A 15,134-nucleotide genomic window follows, 5' to 3' on the forward strand; every position below is an offset into this window, starting at 1 on the left:
ACGTGAAGGAGTGACAAAGAATTTTCGCTTCGTGAAGGTGCTGAGCCTTCACGAAGCGGGGTTTGGCTCTAATGAGCCGGTGTTTGCTGGCACAGATACTGATAAATTTGCTGAGTATCTTTATCCGAGCACAGACGCGTACCGATATTGAGTGTTGCCGCGCTACCGGCGGCCACGCCAAAGCGAACCATGTCGAGTAAATCAGCCCCTTCGGCCAGTTTGAGGGTCATCGCGCCGACCATGCTGTCACCTGCGCCAACGGTACTCATTTTTTTCACCGGCGGTGGGACAACCTGGAATGAGCTGTTCGCGTCCACGGCCAGCGCACCCTGCGGCCCCAGTGAAACGACCACGCGTTCAGCACCACCGTCACGGATAATTTGCTGAGCTGCAGCCAGAACATCCCCCGGATTTTCCAGAGAATGCCCGACCAGCGCGGCCAGTTCATTCTGGTTCGGTTTGACCAGCGCCAGCCCGCCGAGCTTCAGGCCCGCGGCCAGTGCATCACCCGAACTGTCAAGAATGCAGCGTAAACCGGCTTTCTGCGCTTTCCTGATTAACTCTGTCAGTGCCGTAATGTGCGTGCCCGGTGGCAAACTGCCGCTGATGACCAGTATTGAGCCGGCAGGGATCTTTTCGATTTTCGCGCTAAGGCCCGCGAATTCAGCCTCCGTAAGTCGCGCGCCCGGCATCACGAAACGATATTGTTCGCCGGTATTTTCGGTGTGAACGTGCAGGTTCTGGCGGGTCCAGTCCTGGGTTTCCAGCGTGTCTGTGGTGATCCCCTCGTCGTGCAGCAACTGAACCAGATGTGCACCTGTCGGGCCTCCCGTCGGAAATAATGCGGTAGCCTGGCCGCCCAGATAAACAATGGCACGCGCTACATTAATACCGCCGCCGCCGGGTTCGAACACAGGGGCCGTACAACGCAATTTACCTTCCGGGTAAATCTTAGGGGTGAGAGTGGCACTGTCGAGCGAAGGTGCCAGTGTGAGTGTGACTATTTTGGTCATTATCGTTCCCTCAATTTTCCAAAAACTGAATTCAGGTTAGCATCCTGACCTGTTTTTGCAGCACCTGATTGGCGATTTAACGCGCGAGATCAAACTCCCTTGCGGTTCAATATAATGTCACTGTAAGGTCACTCCATGTTCATTGAATCAGTATAAAAACGCATGAACTTTTAAGGAGTGAAAGATGGCCAGAAACATTGAGATCAAAGCCAGAGTAGATGATTTCTCTGCGCTGTATGAAAAAATCGCGCTGCTTTCTGATGGATTGCCGGACATCATTGAGCAGGACGACACTTTTTTCGTGTGTCCGCACGGACGCCTGAAATTGCGCACATTAGCGCCCGATCGCGGCGAGCTGATTTTCTATCAGCGTCCTGACAAGGCGGGACCGAAAACCAGCTTCTACACACTTTCAGAAACGCATGATCCTGACAGTCTGCGCGAAACCCTGACGCTGGCCTATGGCGCTGCCGGACGGGTCATCAAACAGAGGACTCTTTTTATGATCGGACAAACCCGTCTGCATCTCGACAGGGTAAAAGGGCTGGGCGATTATCTGGAATTCGAGGTTGTGCTTGCGGATGATGAAACGCCTGAGCAGGGCATTGTCATTGCAGAAGACTTACTGGAAAGGTTGGGGATTGACCGCCAGGAACTGGTGGATCAGGCGTATGTGGATTTGCTGAATGCGAAAGGCAAACACCTTCACGAGTAAATTCATAATCACCGCCTTCATATCAGGAAGGCGGCAATAGGTTGAAAGTTACTTCGTTTCTTCCAGCGAATATGGCAGCGGCTGAATGCTCAACTGGCTGGTCGCGTCATCGCGCACCCGCAGACTGGCATCGGCTTCCAGATCGTTATTCAGCACGGCCTGAACCCAAAGCGTGCCGTCGCTGAGCTGAACGGCTGCCAGAACGGTGCCGGTCCGGCGCCAGTTTTCACCCAGTTGCAGTTCGAGATCGTCCGCCGGGGCAGGCACTTTGCTCGCTTTACCTGCCAGCCAGTACAATGCACGTTTGTTCGCACCGCGGTATTTTGCTCGCGCCACCATTTCCTGCCCGGCGTAGCAGCCTTTGGTAAAGCTGATGCCATCGAGCGCATGAATATTGGTGGCCTGCGGGATAAACTGCACGGCGTTGGCGGTATCAATCACCGGGAATCCGGCTTCGATATCCAGCGCCAGCCATTGCTGGCTGTCGTTGCGTTGTGCCTGTTCACCCAGTTCTTCCACCACCTGACGGGCTTTTTCCGGGCTGGTGACAATCAGATAACGTTCGGCTGGCAGGGAGAAATGCAGCAGTGTGGTTTCATCTTGTTGTACGACCTGCTGTTCAGCCGTTGGCAAGGTTGAAAAAAGCCCGGTCAGAGCAGCACTGGCCTGAAAACCGGCCACACCGAGTAACACCACATCGTCATCGGCAGTGAACGTCACTTTAGAAAATACGGCGTACTTTTTGATTTCTGTAAGCTGTGTGTCGCGCAAATTGCGGCGTTCAATAAACGCCATACCATCGCCACGCTTGAACAGGCGCAAATTACTCCACATTTTCCCTTTCGCATCACAGTGCGCACAGAGAATATGCTGATCGGCGGCCAGCGCATCGACATCCGCAGTGACCTGGCCTTGCAGGTATTTCACGGTGTCTGCGCCGGTCATGGTCACCAGTGCCCAGTCTTCCAGTGAAATCAATGTCAGCGGCAGGTGAGAAGACGCTGAAGGTTTTTGCGGTGGAAAGGGAAATTCGTTAGCCATTTTCTAATCCCGGTCAATGAAATGTGACTGATGCCCCATGGTAAAAGAGCCCATCCGCTTTGAAAACAGTTATTGGTGCCTTTTCCAGGACGCCTTCCAGAGAATGTAAGACAAACGACAGGTTTGCATCAGGTTTTCCAGCACATCACAGAGATTGACAAAACAGGGCACTGAAAAGTTACGCCCCTGCGCAACGGGCTGTTAGAATCGCTTTCTATATAAAAGAATTCTCATTCTGTATCCTAAAAAAGAGTCTTGTTATGGAAAGCAAAAACCAACTGGATATTAATAATCGTTCCCGCGTTCACTGGGCCTGCCGTCGTGGCATGCGCGAGCTGGATATCTCCATCATGCCGTTCTTCGAATATGAATATGATTCGCTGAGCGAGACCGATAAAGAAGTATTTGTCCGCTTGCTGACCTGTGATGATCCGGATCTGTTCAACTGGCTGATGAATCACGGCGAACCGAAAGACACCGAATTGCAGCGTATGGTCGCCCTTATTCAGACTCGAAACAAAGCCCGTGGCCCTGTGGCGATGTGATCTCAGGGTGTCCTGGCGCAGTCAGCTTATTTCACTGGGATGTTACGGTGCAGTGATGTTGCTGATTTTGCTGGCACCCTGGCCTGCGGGTTACTGGCCGGTATGGATGACGTTGCTTTTGCTGGTGTTGTTTGAATGCATCCGCAGCCAGCGGCGTATTACAGCACGCACAGGTGAAATGATCCTGCTCGAGGATAACCGTCTTTTGTGGCGCGGCCATGAATGGCAGATTAAACAGCCGGTATGGATGATAAGCCACGGCGTACTGCTCTCGCTTCGTCGCGAAAAACGTAAAGGCGGGCTGGCGCAGGCGATGCGCAGTTCAAGGCAGCGGTTATGGCTGGCGTCGGACAGCATGAGTCTGGAAGAGTGGCGGCGGTTGCGACAGATATTGCTCAGTGGCACTCCGCGTAGCCCGGTAAAACCGGGCTGAGAGGGGCATGTCCATGGAAGGCTGACGCCGTGTTCTTATGCTGCGTTAAAGCAGGGCGTCCATTTCCAGCAGGATCTGTTCGCACCATTGTTGCAGGCGCTCTTCGGTGAGATCGAACTGGTTCACATCATCCAGAGCCAGCCCGACGAAATGCTTGCCGTCCGCACTCAGCGGTTTCGGGCTGGTAAACTCAAAGCCTTCTGTCGGCCAGAAACCAATGAAATGCACGCCAAGGGGAACCAGCTGATGATAAAGCATGCCGAGCGCGTCAAGGAACCATTCGCCGTAGCCGAGTTGGTCACCCATGCCGTACATGGCGACGATTTTGCCGCGTAGTTTCAGCGTTGGGAGTTGATTCCAGACCGCTTCCCAGTCTTCCTGGATTTCGCCAAAATCCCATGTCGGGATGCCCAGGATCAGAATGTTGTAGTCTTCCATTCTGTCGGGATCAACATCTTTTATGTTATGCAAATCAACCAGTTCTTCGCCCAAAATATCGCGGATTTTTTCCGCTGCCATTTCGGTATAACAGGTGCTGGAACCGTAGAAAAGTCCGATCTTCATACTTGCTGCCATAACGTTATCAGAATACGAATGGCAGCCAGTGTAGCAGATTTGGGCGCATGAAAGGCATAATGGCCGTCGTGAGTAAGAGGAGTCGGGATGCCAAAACAAGATAATGCGAATCCTCAGGATGTTACGCCTGAGCCGGTGACACCAGCGGTTAATGAGGCCGATCAGAGCCTGACTGAGCAGTTTCTGGATATGCTCTGGATTGAGCGCAATCTCGCGGAAAATACGCTGTCATCCTACCGTCAGGATCTGAAATCATTGCTGGGCTGGCTGCATCATAACAATACCGATCTCCTGCACGTCAGCGCCGAAGATTTACAGTTGTTCCTCTCCGAGCGTATTGAGGGCGGATACAAAGCCACCAGCTCAGCACGGTTGCTTAGCGCGATGCGTCGCCTCTTTCAGTACATGAACCGTGAGTCCGTGCGTCAGGATGACCCGACCGCGCTGTTGTCTTCGCCTAAATTACCGCAACGCCTGCCGAAAGATCTCAGTGAGGCGCAGGTAGACGCATTGCTGGCGTCACCGAGTGTCGATGTGCCTCTTGAACTGCGTGATAAAGCCATGCTGGAGCTGCTTTACGCCACCGGTTTGCGTGTTTCTGAACTGGTCGGGCTGACGCTCAGTGATCTGAGCCTGCGCCAGGGTGTAGTGCGGGTTATCGGTAAAGGTAACAAAGAGCGGCTGGTGCCGATGGGCGAAGAAGCGGTGTACTGGATCGAAAATTATTTCGAACACGGCAGGCCGTGGCTGCTTAACGGTCAGTCACTGGATATCGTGTTTCCCAGCAACAGGGCGCAGCAAATGACACGCCAGACGTTCTGGCATCGCATCAAACACTATGCGATCCTTGCGGGCATTGATGCGGAACGCTTGTCCCCCCACGTTCTGCGCCACGCTTTCGCCACCCACTTATTGAATCACGGTGCGGATCTGCGCGTCGTGCAAATGTTGTTAGGTCACAGTGACTTATCGACCACACAAATCTATACCCATGTAGCGACTGAACGACTCAAACTGCTACATCAACAACATCATCCCCGTGCATAACAGGCCGGAGAAAAAGGACGACATGATGAAAAAAGGTTTAATGCTGCTGACACTTCTGGCTGCGTGTATGAGCTCCGCGGTCCATGCTGATGAAGCAGCAATCAAAGCCACGCTGGGCAAACTGGGCATGAGCCATGCCGACATCCAGCCTTCGCCGGTAACCGGCCTGAGTGCGGTTTCTACCGACAGCGGCACCCTTTACATTACCGACGACGGCAAACACGTTTTGCAAGGCCCGCTGTATGACGTCAGCGGCAGCCATCCGGTTAACGTCACCAACAAAGCGCTGGTGAAGAAGATGGATGCGTTACAAAACGAGATGATCATTTATAAAGCCAAAAACGAAAAGCATGTGATCACGGTGTTTACCGATATCACCTGCGGCTATTGCCACAAGCTGCATCAGCAGATACAGGACTATAACGATCTTGGCATAACCATCCGTTATCTGGCGTTCCCGCGTCAGGGGCTGAATTCCAAAACCGAGAAAGACATGCAGTCGATCTGGTGTACGGGCAACCGCAAAACCAACTTTGATGCGGCAATGCGCGGCGATGACATCACGCCGGCAACCTGTAAAACCAGTGATATTGCGAAGCAATTTGAGCTGGGCGTTCAGTTCGGCGTAACTGGCACTCCGGCCATTGTGCTGGCAGACGGAACTTTGATCCCTGGTTATCAGCCGCCGAAAGAAATGGCTGCCATGCTCGACCAGCAGGATCCTTCACATAAAACCGGTGGTTGATTTTTCGTGACCTTGCAGACTCAACTTCGCCGTCGTGAGGCGGCGACTGGCGTGGATCTTCCCGCCGAACTCTCCCCGCTGTTACGTCGGCTGTATCTCGCCCGCGGTGTGACACAAAGCCAGGAGCTGGAGCGCGGCGTGCGCGGTATGCTGCCTTATCAGCAGCTTGATGGCATTGATACCGCCGTTGCCTTGCTGCAAAAAGCGCTGGCTGAGCGTCTGCGCATAATTATCGTTGGCGACTTCGATGCCGATGGCGCGACCAGTACGGCGCTGACGTTGCTTTCCTTGCGCAGCATGGGCTGCGGTAATCTGGATTATCTGGTGCCGAACCGTTTCGAAGACGGTTATGGTCTCAGCCCGGAAGTGGTTGAACAGGCGGCGTCGCGCGGTGCAGAGTTGATCCTCACCGTCGATAACGGCATTTCTTCTCACGCGGGCGTGACGCTCGCCCATGAAAAAGGCATTCAGGTGCTGATCACCGATCACCACTTGCCGGGCGAAATATTACCGGATGCCGAAGCGATCATTAACCCGAATCTGGTCGGTTGCGAGTTTCCGTCCAAATCGCTGGCGGGTGTCGGTGTGGCGTTTTATCTGATGCTGGCGCTGCGCAGTGCATTACGCGAAAGTGGCTGGTTTGAACAAAACGGTCTGGCGATCCCCAATCTCGCGGAGCATCTGGATCTGGTGGCGCTCGGCACGGTAGCGGACGTTGTGCCGCTTGATACCAACAACCGCATCATGGTGTATCAGGGGCTGAACCGCATTCGTGCCGGAAAATGCCGTGCGGGGATCCGCGCGTTGCTGGAAGTGGCCGGGCGCGAAGCCCGTACGCTGTGCGCCAGTGATTTAGGTTTTGCGCTTGGACCACGGCTGAATGCCGCCGGACGTCTTGATGATATGTCGGTTGGCGTGGCGCTGTTACTCAGTGAAGACATCGGTCAGGCGCGTGCGCTGGCAAGCGATCTGGATGCGCTGAACCAGACCCGCCGTGAGATAGAGCAGGGCATGCAGGTCGAAGCGCTGGCGCTGTGTGACAAGCTGGAAAGCAGTACCGACGCGCTGCCGTTCGGGCTGGCGATGTATCATCCTGAGTGGCATCAGGGGGTGGTCGGCATTCTGGCATCACGTCTGAAAGAGCGTTTTAATCGCCCGGTGATTGCGTTCGCACCGGCGGGTGAAGGCATTCTGAAAGGATCCGGTCGTTCGATTGCCGGATTGCATATGCGCGATGCGCTGGAACGTCTCGATACGCTTAATCCCGGTCTGATGATGAAATTCGGCGGACACGCGATGGCAGCCGGTTTGTCGCTGGAAGAGAGCAAGTTCGACGAATTTCGTGATCGTTTCGCTGCACTGGTCGGTGAATGGCTGGATCCTTCGCATCTGGAAGGTGTGGTCTGGTCGGATGGCGAGCTGTCGGCCCGTGAACTGACGATTGATACGGCTGAAATGCTGCGCGACGGCGGCCCGTGGGGACAGGCGTTCCCGGAACCGACCTTTGACGGCAGGTTCCGTATCCTGCAACAGAAACTGCTGAAAGAGCGTCATCTCAAGCTGATGATTGAACCCGTCGGCGGCGGTCCGTTGCTCGATGGTATTGCTTTTAATATCGATCCGACTTTCTGGCCGGACAGCAGCATCCGCGAAGTGCAACTGGCCTACCGGCTGGATATCAATGAATTTCGGGGAAATCGCAGCGTTCAGTTGATTATCGAACATTTATGGCCGAAATAAGCGATTTACGCCGGTAATAAACCCTGCAAAAAAACGGCTCCTTGCTATAAAAAGACCGCTAATTCCGTTAGAATCTGCGGTTCGAATGGCATTGGGCCAACTCCGAATCTAACGTAAGACGCGAAAAATCATGTTTGAAATTAATCCGGTTAAAAACCGCATTCAGGACCTGTCCGAGCGGACAGTCGTTCTTCGGGGGTATCTTTGACTATGATGCCAAGAAAGAACGCCTCGAAGAAGTAAACGCCGAGCTGGAACAGCCGGACGTCTGGAACGAGCCAGAACGCGCGCAGGCGCTGGGCAAAGAACGTTCCTCACTGGAAGCTATTGTTGAAACCATCGATGAGTTGTTGCAGGGCGCGGAAGATGTGACCGGCCTGCTGGAACTGGCGGTAGAAGCCGACGATGAAGACACTTTCAATGAAACGGTTGCCGAACTCGACGTACTGACCGCCAAACTGGAACAGCTTGAATTCCGCCGCATGTTCTCCGGTGAATATGACAGCGCGAGCTGCTATCTCGATATTCAGGCCGGTTCCGGTGGTACGGAAGCCCAGGACTGGGCGAGCATGTTGCTGCGCATGTATTTGCGTTGGGCAGAAGCCAAAGGTTTCAAAACTGAAGTTATTGAAGAATCTGACGGTGAAGTCGCTGGCCTGAAATCCGCGACCATCAAGATCATCGGTGATTATGCGTTTGGCTGGCTGCGTACGGAAACCGGCGTTCATCGCCTGGTGCGTAAAAGCCCGTTTGATTCCGGCGGCCGCCGCCATACCTCGTTCAGTTCCGCGTTTGTGTATCCGGAAGTGGATGACGACATCGAAATCGAAATTAACCCTGCCGACCTGCGTATCGACGTATACCGTGCGTCCGGTGCGGGTGGTCAGCACGTCAACAAAACGGAATCTGCGGTACGTATTACCCACCTTCCGACCAACATTGTGACTCAGTGTCAGAACGACCGCTCCCAGCATAAAAACAAAGATCAGGCCATGAAGCAGATGCGTGCGAAGCTTTATGAGTATGAGATGCAAAAGAAAAATGCGGACAAACAGCAGCTGGAAGACAACAAGTCTGACATCGGCTGGGGCAGCCAGATTCGTTCTTACGTGCTGGATGATTCCCGTATTAAAGATTTACGCACGGGCGTCGAAACGCGAAATACGCAGGCCGTACTGGATGGCGACCTGGATAAATTCATTGAGGCAAGTTTGAAAGCCGGGTTATGAGGAACCAAAATGTCTGAGCAACAACCAGCAGCGCAAAGCGCAGAAAACGTACCAGATCTTAACAACGAGCTGAAATCTCGTCGTGAGAAGCTGGCTTTACTGCGCGAATCCGGTATCGCTTTCCCTAACGATTTCCGTCGTGACAGCATCTCTGATGAATTGCATGCGAAATATGGCGAAAAGACCAACGAAGAACTGGAAGCATTAAACATCGAAGTCACCGTGGGTGGCCGTATGATGACCCGCCGTATTATGGGCAAGGCATCTTTCGTGACCCTGCAGGATGTCGGTGGCCGTATCCAGCTTTACGTTGCGCGTGATGACCTCGCAGAAGGCATCTACAACGAGCAATTCAAGAAATGGGATCTGGGCGATATCCTGGGTGCGACCGGTAAACTGTTCAAAACCAAGACCGGCGAACTGTCGATCCATTGTTCTGAACTGCGTCTGCTGACCAAAGCACTGCGTCCGTTGCCGGACAAATTCCACGGCTTGCAGGATCAGGAAGCGCGTTACCGTCAGCGTTATCTTGACCTGATCGCTAACGAAGATTCCCGTAAGACCTTCAAAATCCGTTCTCAGATCATGTCTGGTATCCGCAGCTTTATGGTGGAAAACGGCTTCATGGAAGTCGAAACCCCGATGATGCAGGTGATCCCTGGCGGCGCGGCGGCGCGTCCGTTCATCACTCACCACAATGCGCTCGATATCGACATGTACCTGCGTATCGCGCCGGAACTGTATCTGAAGCGTCTGGTTGTCGGTGGCTTCGATCGCGTGTTCGAAATCAACCGTAACTTCCGTAACGAAGGCGTTTCTCCGCGTCACAACCCAGAGTTCACCATGATGGAACTCTACATGGCGTACGCGGATTACAAAGACCTGATTGTTCTGACCGAGACTCTGTTCCGCACCCTGACTGAATCTGTTCTGGGCAGCAGCGTTGTGCAGTACGGCGACCAGACTTTCGATTTCGGCAAGCCTTTCGCCAAGCTGACCATGCGTGAAGCGATCTGCAAATACCGTCCGGAAACTAACGTGGCTGATCTCGACGATCTGGCTAAAGCGACCGCTATCGCAGAATCACTCGGTATCAAAATCGAGAAGAGCTGGGGTCTGGGCCGTATCGTGACCGAGATCTTCGAAGAAACCGCCGAAGCACAGCTGATCCAGCCAACCTTCATTACCGAGTATCCGGCAGAGGTTTCTCCGCTGGCGCGCCGTAATGACGTGAACCCTGAAATCACTGACCGTTTCGAGTTCTTCATCGGTGGCCGTGAAATCGGTAATGGTTTCTCTGAGCTGAACGACGCAGAAGACCAGGCACAGCGCTTTGCTGATCAGGTTTCTGCGAAAGATGCAGGCGACGACGAAGCGATGTTCTACGACGAAGACTACGTGACAGCGCTGGAACACGGCCTGCCACCGACTGCCGGTCTGGGCATTGGTATCGACCGTATGGTTATGCTGTTCACTAACAGCCACACCATCCGCGACGTCATCCTGTTCCCGGCAATGCGTCCGCAGACACAGAAATAAGTTTTCCTCAGAAACACCAGAAGGGCGCTCCGGCGTCCTTTTTCATGCCACAGATCACGGCATATGCTAACTGCTTAAAACTCCAGCGCTTATCCGCAATCACGTCTTGCTCCGCCGTCGTAACCGGTTATAATGCCAGTCGCACACCGATGCGGGTGTAGTTCAATGGTAGAACGAGAGCTTCCCAAGCTCTATACGAGGGTTCGATTCCCTTCACCCGCTCCAATCATACCAATCTCAAGCTCTCCCAACCCCTACCAAAGTCTTACTCCATAAGCATTTCACGGTTTTTGTACTATCTCAAGCTCTACATGGTTCTGGTTAAATCTACACACTCAGATGTATAGTAATGCGTATAGCTGGCTTGCTATCACTCGGAACTATACACAATGCCACTCACAGACCTTGAAATCAGGCGCTCTAAGCCGAAAGAAAAGCCCTACACACTCAGTGACGGGAGCGGCCTTTCCATTCTCATTGAAACCAACGGGGCTAAAGGCTGGCGCTTTCGATATAGGTTCGATGGAAAGCCCAAAATGCTCTCGCTCGGAGTTTATCCCACCGTATCGCTCACTGATGCCAGGCAAAAACGCGATGAGGCTAAAAAGCTGGTAGTTGTGGGTATAAATCCCAGCGATGTACGAAAAAGAGAAAAGCAGGTAAGGCAAACCGCGATAGGAAACACTTTTGAAGCCATTGCCCGGGAATGGTACGAAAAGCGTTTTGATCGTTGGTCTGCGTCATATGCGGAGGAAATGATAAAAACCTTTGAAGTGGATGTTTTCCCGTTTATTGGCCAGCGCCCTATTGCAGAAATTAAGCCAATGGATCTTTTGGCGGTTCTTACCCATCTGGATGAGCGAGGAGCTACAGAAAAACTGCGGAAAGTGCGCCAGCGCTGCGGTGAAGTTTGGCGTTATGCCATTATTACCGGCAGGGCCGAATATAACCCAGCCCCGGATCTGGTTGGGGCATTTCTACCACACAAAAAAGAGCACTATGCTTTTCTGTCCGGTGATGAACTTCCGGAATTTTTCCGGGTGCTAAATACCTACACAGGGAGTGTGATCGTTAAATTGGCTGTACGGCTGTTGATTCTTACCGGGGTTAGGCCGGGCGAACTACGGCAGGCCGAATGGCCTGAGTTCGATTTGGAAAACAAACTTTGGGAAGTTCCTGCCGAACGTATGAAGAAGCGCCGGATCCATTGTGTTCCATTATCCAAACAAGCGGTAGATATTCTGGAAGAGCTAAAACTAATCACTGGCCAGTATAGATTCGTTTTCCCCGGCAGGATCCAACACAGTAAGCCAATGAGTGAAATGGCTATGAATGTGCTGTTTCGGCGTATTGGTTACGCGGGGCGCGTAACTGGACACGGTTTCCGGCACACGATGAGTACCATTCTGCATGAACAGGGTTACAACACTGCATGGGTAGAACTTCAGTTAGCGCACGTTGATAAAAACTCAATCCGTGGAACGTACAACCACGCGCAGTATCTGGAAGGTCGTCGAGAAATGCTCCAGTGGTATGCCGACATGCTCGACAGATTACAGACTAACTAAGAGGCAGCAAATGGACGACTTAAAGAAAAAAATACTCGACGAGTTTAAATTAGCTGTCACTGAGTCAATTCGTGAAAAAGTTGAAGATGATAATCTTTCAATTTTAAACTTAAATGTCATGTCGAAAGCCAAAAAGCTTTCAGTATTAAATTCTAAAGAAATTTTTTCTGCTCTTATTGAAACGGTCGTGGAATTAGAGGCTACGAAAATAGCACTATCCGCAGCAAAACTGGCGACAGATGCTTCGCAGAAATTAATCCAACAATACAGGGAAAGTGATACTGCGATGGATGAATTTCATGATGTAGCGTTAAGCAGTGTTTATACCATGGGTGATCTGATACAGAACTTAGGTAGTGAGCTGGATGCGGCCCCACAAAGACTAGCCAGCGCGGGTGGTAAGGGGAAGTCGCAAAAATATGATGTATTGAAAAAAAGAGTATTTGAACTCTATGAGGCTAAGAAATGGAATTCCCCACGAGAGGCCGCACAGAAAATTGAGGCGGATATTATTGAACTATCAATACAGTCCGGGGTGCCTTTATCTGGTTCTCAGCCATGGGAAACCATTCATAAATGGATATTGAAGCATATTAAGAAATAAGTACCTACCAGCACTAGCATGCGTTAGCTGGAATACGCATGCTCATGCCAGCAGGTGAATTTAAATTCATACGATTAAGTGAAAATATTGCCATGTATCGTTAATCACTACTCAGGAGTGTTAGTACATGGCAAGCAACCTTATTCGTCTTCCCAAAGTGATGGAGAAAACGGGCTTTAGTGAGCCGTGGATCTATCGCCTCATGTCCCAGGGACGTTTCCCCCGCCCCACAAAATTAGGCCTTCGTGCGGTTGCATGGGTTGAATGTGAAGTGGATTCTTGGATTAATGCACGCATAGCAGAACGCGACCAGGAGAAATCTCAGAGCGCTGATAATGCGTAATTTACCGAAGCCACATTCAGTAAACTAAAACCCGGACATCATTATGACGATGAAAAATTGCCCTCACGGGCAGGGATTCGCTCACCCTGAAAACAGCCAAACAGATATTTACGTTATCAAACTTGAGGGCGTAAAGGTCAGCATTCAGTTTTTTTGGAATAGGGGTGCGGTGAATAGCATCCAAAGAAAAAGCGCTCCATGCCCGGAGCGCTTCTATGAACGTATTGCTGTGTTCTGCTGTGCCAACGCTAGCGATAATATCAAGCCAATTGGCGGCAGTCAAAATCAACCCTTTGGCTTAATGCCTAAGCGTTCGAGTTCCTTGCGGCCTAACGTTTTAAGCCAGTTAGCCAAGCTCATACCCGCATTCGAAGCCGCCGCCTCAAATTGTGACTTTAAATCAGGGGTGATACGTACTTGGAAAGCAGGTGCTTTCCCTCCACCTTTCGGCTGTTTATCTCGCTGTATTATTATTGACATGTGTGTACCTATTAATCTACTATTCACTGAAATAGGTACACACCTTAACATGGTGGTATCCAAAAAAACAACGCCCCGGAGTGCGTCAACACTGCCGAGGCGTCTCACCACCAACGATAGTCAACGTATCGAGGTAGCTATGTCGAATAATACCCAAAATAACCCAAAATTTCAGTACCGTTTCCGCTTTCTGGCTCTCTGTGCAACTGGTCGCGCCATTATTCATATCACAGCAACTGACGAACACGCTGCACGTGAAATGTCTCCCGTTGGCTTTGTGATGGTTTTCGCCGCTCGGCTGCCAGTGGGGGCTAATCGAAATCAGGCAGAAGCTGATCGTTTTATTCCAGACTTAGTGGCTATTGCCAGCGAACGTGAAGATATTATCTGCGAAATGATGGAAGGAAGGGATGTGTTACCAGTTCGGGAGGTCCATCATGTTTAACCTGCAAACCCTCACAGCAAAAGCGCGCGAGCTGCGCGGCAACGTCGTTAAAGCGATGAGTACCAAGGGTTCCCGAACCATGACGCCGGTTTACGACCGGGATGAACAGCGCAAACTCCGCGAACGTATCCAGCAGACACAACCGGAGTGGCTCCTGCTCTGGTGGGATATTTCCGTGTGCACTGGCTGGCGTACCAGCGATGTGTGTAATTTCCGTTATTCCTGCATCAATTGGGAAACCGGCCAGGCTACGATCGTTGTCGCCAAACAGACAAAATCAGCAGAGGCCCGGGCTACACGTAAAGGTATTGAGATCGTACGCCAGCAGCGCAAAGACGCTGCCAGAATGGCTGGTGATCACATCGCCTATATGCAATGGGACAGTATCAGCTGTGACGAGCTGGCATCTACCATGACCGACGGCGAACAGGCCATTGTGTTTGCACTGGTATCAAAAGCCGATGTTAAGCACGACACTAAACAGCTACCGCCGAACATCATCAAACGGCTGCGTGGCCGTATGGCCGTTAACTTTGCTGATGATGATTTGGTTTTCTCCCGCAGCCAGATCGAAAGTAACCGTTGTCTTCGTTTGGAAGGTAGCGTTTCCCGCCAGACAATCTGGAAAAAATTACACAGTGTAATGCTGTGGTTCACCGGATTTATTAATGCAAAACTGCGCCTGAGTGCCTACTCGAGCCGAAAAATTGCTGCCTTTAATCTGATGAATGCAGGCGGAGAACAGGGGCTGCTGATCGCTTCTGAAATGCTGGGACACAGTAACCCCGCGGTCACTCGAACATACCTCCAGTTGGGGAGTAAGGCCGCTGCTATCCAATCACGTTTAGCAATGGAGGTGTGCAATGCCTAACCCACAATCGACTGTGTGCGCGGCGCTCCAATTACCCGCTGATTTCTCTGGTCGGGTGCTGCTTAGCCTGATGAATGGTGAACTTCAAAGTGATCGCAGCCTGAGAGACGATGAACACATCGCCTCACTTCAAAGTTTTCTTGAGCTGGCAACAATGGCCGGATATCAGGTAATCCCACCAGAACAAGACGGAGAGTAAG

General features: G+C 51.9%; 19 protein-coding genes and 1 tRNA gene. 15 read left to right on the top strand and 5 right to left on the bottom strand.

Going from position 1 to position 15,134, the window contains the following annotated elements; translation table 11 throughout:
* Window positions 1-68: 68 nt before the first annotated feature.
* Window positions 69-1,013 (bottom strand): 6-phosphofructokinase II, encoded by a 945-nt coding sequence (gene pfkB, locus AACU55_RS02705; RefSeq protein ID WP_037035220.1) that lies wholly within the window; start codon window positions 1,011-1,013, stop codon window positions 69-71.
* Window positions 1,014-1,197: 184 nt separating this feature from the next.
* Between pfkB and AACU55_RS02710 the strand changes: the two genes are divergently transcribed.
* A complete protein-coding gene (locus AACU55_RS02710) occupies window positions 1,198-1,728 on the top strand; it encodes a class IV adenylate cyclase (RefSeq protein ID WP_013574106.1) in 531 nt (176 codons plus the stop codon).
* 48 nt (window positions 1,729-1,776) lie between these two features.
* Here AACU55_RS02710 and ygfZ read toward each other — a convergent pair whose 3' ends face one another.
* Complete coding sequence (gene ygfZ / locus AACU55_RS02715; RefSeq protein WP_013574107.1) at window positions 1,777-2,769, bottom strand: tRNA-modifying protein YgfZ; 993 nt, start codon at window positions 2,767-2,769, stop codon at window positions 1,777-1,779.
* A gap of 278 nt (window positions 2,770-3,047) precedes the next feature.
* Here ygfZ and sdhE point away from each other — a divergent pair, with 278 nt between their 5' ends.
* Together sdhE and AACU55_RS02725 are read left to right on the top strand one after the other, a co-directional pair.
* Window positions 3,048-3,314 carry an FAD assembly factor SdhE gene (gene sdhE, locus AACU55_RS02720; protein WP_037035260.1) on the top strand — a complete coding sequence of 89 codons (267 nt, stop codon included), beginning with the start codon at window positions 3,048-3,050 and terminating at the stop codon, window positions 3,312-3,314.
* The gene (locus AACU55_RS02725; protein WP_013574109.1) at window positions 3,295-3,747 is read left to right on the top strand and encodes a protein YgfX; all 453 of its coding nucleotides are present in this window, start codon (window positions 3,295-3,297) and stop codon (window positions 3,745-3,747) included. The genes sdhE and AACU55_RS02725 overlap by 20 nt, the downstream gene beginning before the upstream one ends.
* A gap of 45 nt (window positions 3,748-3,792) precedes the next feature.
* Here the strand turns inward: AACU55_RS02725 and fldB are convergent, their stop codons facing one another.
* A complete protein-coding gene (gene fldB, locus AACU55_RS02730) occupies window positions 3,793-4,311 on the bottom strand; it encodes a flavodoxin FldB (protein WP_013574110.1) in 519 nt (172 codons plus the stop codon).
* Between the two features lie 99 nt (window positions 4,312-4,410).
* On the opposite strand from fldB, the gene xerD reads away from it, so the two are divergent.
* The 9 genes from xerD (at window position 4,411) to AACU55_RS02775 (ending at window position 13,138) form a co-directional block, all read left to right on the top strand.
* The gene (gene xerD, locus AACU55_RS02735; protein ID WP_072012276.1) at window positions 4,411-5,370 is read left to right on the top strand and encodes a site-specific tyrosine recombinase XerD; all 960 of its coding nucleotides are present in this window, start codon (window positions 4,411-4,413) and stop codon (window positions 5,368-5,370) included.
* A gap of 25 nt (window positions 5,371-5,395) precedes the next feature.
* Entirely contained in the window at window positions 5,396-6,115 is a 720-nt protein-coding gene (gene dsbC, locus AACU55_RS02740; RefSeq protein WP_013574112.1) for a bifunctional protein-disulfide isomerase/oxidoreductase DsbC, read from the top strand.
* A gap of 6 nt (window positions 6,116-6,121) precedes the next feature.
* Window positions 6,122-7,855 (top strand): single-stranded-DNA-specific exonuclease RecJ, encoded by a 1,734-nt coding sequence (gene recJ, locus AACU55_RS02745; RefSeq protein WP_013574113.1) that lies wholly within the window; start codon window positions 6,122-6,124, stop codon window positions 7,853-7,855.
* 130 nt (window positions 7,856-7,985) lie between these two features.
* Window positions 7,986-9,084 (top strand): peptide chain release factor 2 gene (gene prfB, locus AACU55_RS02750; RefSeq protein ID WP_015696003.1). Its coding sequence is split into 2 segments (ribosomal slippage): window positions 7,986-8,060 and window positions 8,062-9,084, totalling 1,098 coding nucleotides; the frame shifts between segments, so codons are not numbered across the junction.
* Between the two features lie 9 nt (window positions 9,085-9,093).
* Complete coding sequence (gene lysS / locus AACU55_RS02755) at window positions 9,094-10,623, top strand: lysine--tRNA ligase (RefSeq protein WP_013574115.1); 1,530 nt, start codon at window positions 9,094-9,096, stop codon at window positions 10,621-10,623.
* A 151-nt stretch (window positions 10,624-10,774) separates the two neighbouring features.
* A tRNA-Gly gene (locus AACU55_RS02760) sits at window positions 10,775-10,848 on the top strand.
* A gap of 164 nt (window positions 10,849-11,012) precedes the next feature.
* Window positions 11,013-12,191, top strand: coding sequence for a tyrosine-type recombinase/integrase (locus AACU55_RS02765; protein ID WP_134706602.1), 1,179 nt, complete (start codon window positions 11,013-11,015; stop codon window positions 12,189-12,191).
* Window positions 12,192-12,201: 10 nt separating this feature from the next.
* Window positions 12,202-12,795 (top strand): hypothetical protein, encoded by a 594-nt coding sequence (locus tag AACU55_RS02770; RefSeq protein WP_134706603.1) that lies wholly within the window; start codon window positions 12,202-12,204, stop codon window positions 12,793-12,795.
* A gap of 127 nt (window positions 12,796-12,922) precedes the next feature.
* Window positions 12,923-13,138, top strand: a complete 216-nt coding sequence (locus AACU55_RS02775; RefSeq protein ID WP_134706604.1) for a helix-turn-helix transcriptional regulator — start codon at window positions 12,923-12,925, stop codon at window positions 13,136-13,138.
* A gap of 16 nt (window positions 13,139-13,154) precedes the next feature.
* Here the strand turns inward: AACU55_RS02775 and AACU55_RS02780 are convergent, their stop codons facing one another.
* Window positions 13,155-13,421, bottom strand: coding sequence for a hypothetical protein (locus tag AACU55_RS02780; RefSeq protein WP_134706605.1), 267 nt, complete (start codon window positions 13,419-13,421; stop codon window positions 13,155-13,157).
* Window positions 13,422-13,423: 2 nt separating this feature from the next.
* Entirely contained in the window at window positions 13,424-13,618 is a 195-nt protein-coding gene (locus AACU55_RS02785; protein WP_134706606.1) for a hypothetical protein, read from the bottom strand.
* Between the two features lie 139 nt (window positions 13,619-13,757).
* Here AACU55_RS02785 and AACU55_RS02790 point away from each other — a divergent pair, with 139 nt between their 5' ends.
* Genes AACU55_RS02790 through AACU55_RS02800 form a run of 3 tightly spaced genes read left to right on the top strand, consistent with a single transcriptional unit; the run spans window position 13,758 to window position 15,133 of the window.
* The gene (locus AACU55_RS02790; protein ID WP_240785674.1) at window positions 13,758-14,063 is read left to right on the top strand and encodes a host cell division inhibitor Icd-like protein; all 306 of its coding nucleotides are present in this window, start codon (window positions 13,758-13,760) and stop codon (window positions 14,061-14,063) included.
* Window positions 14,056-14,934 carry a tyrosine-type recombinase/integrase gene (locus tag AACU55_RS02795; RefSeq protein ID WP_134706608.1) on the top strand — a complete coding sequence of 293 codons (879 nt, stop codon included), beginning with the start codon at window positions 14,056-14,058 and terminating at the stop codon, window positions 14,932-14,934. The genes AACU55_RS02790 and AACU55_RS02795 overlap by 8 nt, the downstream gene beginning before the upstream one ends.
* Window positions 14,927-15,133, top strand: a complete 207-nt coding sequence (locus AACU55_RS02800; RefSeq protein ID WP_134706609.1) for a hypothetical protein — start codon at window positions 14,927-14,929, stop codon at window positions 15,131-15,133. The genes AACU55_RS02795 and AACU55_RS02800 overlap by 8 nt, the downstream gene beginning before the upstream one ends.
* Window position 15,134: the final 1 nt, after the last annotated feature.

Origin of the sequence: Rahnella sp. CJA17(1/100), assembly GCF_963881615.1 — a bacterium.
GTDB lineage: Bacteria > Pseudomonadota > Gammaproteobacteria > Enterobacterales > Enterobacteriaceae > Rahnella > Rahnella aceris.

Bases quoted from the DNA above. Each gene is read 5' to 3' on its own strand.
- pfkB (WP_037035220.1), bottom strand. From the start codon at position 1,013: ATGACCAAAATAGTCACACTCACACTGGCACCTTCGCTCGACAGTGCC.
- AACU55_RS02710 (WP_013574106.1), top strand. From the start codon at position 1,198: ATGGCCAGAAACATTGAGATCAAAGCCAGAGTAGATGATTTCTCTGCG.
- ygfZ (WP_013574107.1), bottom strand. From the start codon at position 2,769: ATGGCTAACGAATTTCCCTTTCCACCGCAAAAACCTTCAGCGTCTTCT.
- fldB (WP_013574110.1), bottom strand. From the start codon at position 4,311: ATGAAGATCGGACTTTTCTACGGTTCCAGCACCTGTTATACCGAAATG.
- xerD (WP_072012276.1), top strand. From the start codon at position 4,411: ATGCCAAAACAAGATAATGCGAATCCTCAGGATGTTACGCCTGAGCCG.
- dsbC (WP_013574112.1), top strand. From the start codon at position 5,396: ATGAAAAAAGGTTTAATGCTGCTGACACTTCTGGCTGCGTGTATGAGC.
- lysS (WP_013574115.1), top strand. From the start codon at position 9,094: ATGTCTGAGCAACAACCAGCAGCGCAAAGCGCAGAAAACGTACCAGAT.
- AACU55_RS02765 (WP_134706602.1), top strand. From the start codon at position 11,013: ATGCCACTCACAGACCTTGAAATCAGGCGCTCTAAGCCGAAAGAAAAG.
- AACU55_RS02770 (WP_134706603.1), top strand. From the start codon at position 12,202: ATGGACGACTTAAAGAAAAAAATACTCGACGAGTTTAAATTAGCTGTC.
- AACU55_RS02775 (WP_134706604.1), top strand. From the start codon at position 12,923: ATGGCAAGCAACCTTATTCGTCTTCCCAAAGTGATGGAGAAAACGGGC.
- AACU55_RS02785 (WP_134706606.1), bottom strand. From the start codon at position 13,618: ATGTCAATAATAATACAGCGAGATAAACAGCCGAAAGGTGGAGGGAAA.
- AACU55_RS02790 (WP_240785674.1), top strand. From the start codon at position 13,758: ATGTCGAATAATACCCAAAATAACCCAAAATTTCAGTACCGTTTCCGC.
- AACU55_RS02795 (WP_134706608.1), top strand. From the start codon at position 14,056: ATGTTTAACCTGCAAACCCTCACAGCAAAAGCGCGCGAGCTGCGCGGC.
- AACU55_RS02800 (WP_134706609.1), top strand. From the start codon at position 14,927: ATGCCTAACCCACAATCGACTGTGTGCGCGGCGCTCCAATTACCCGCT.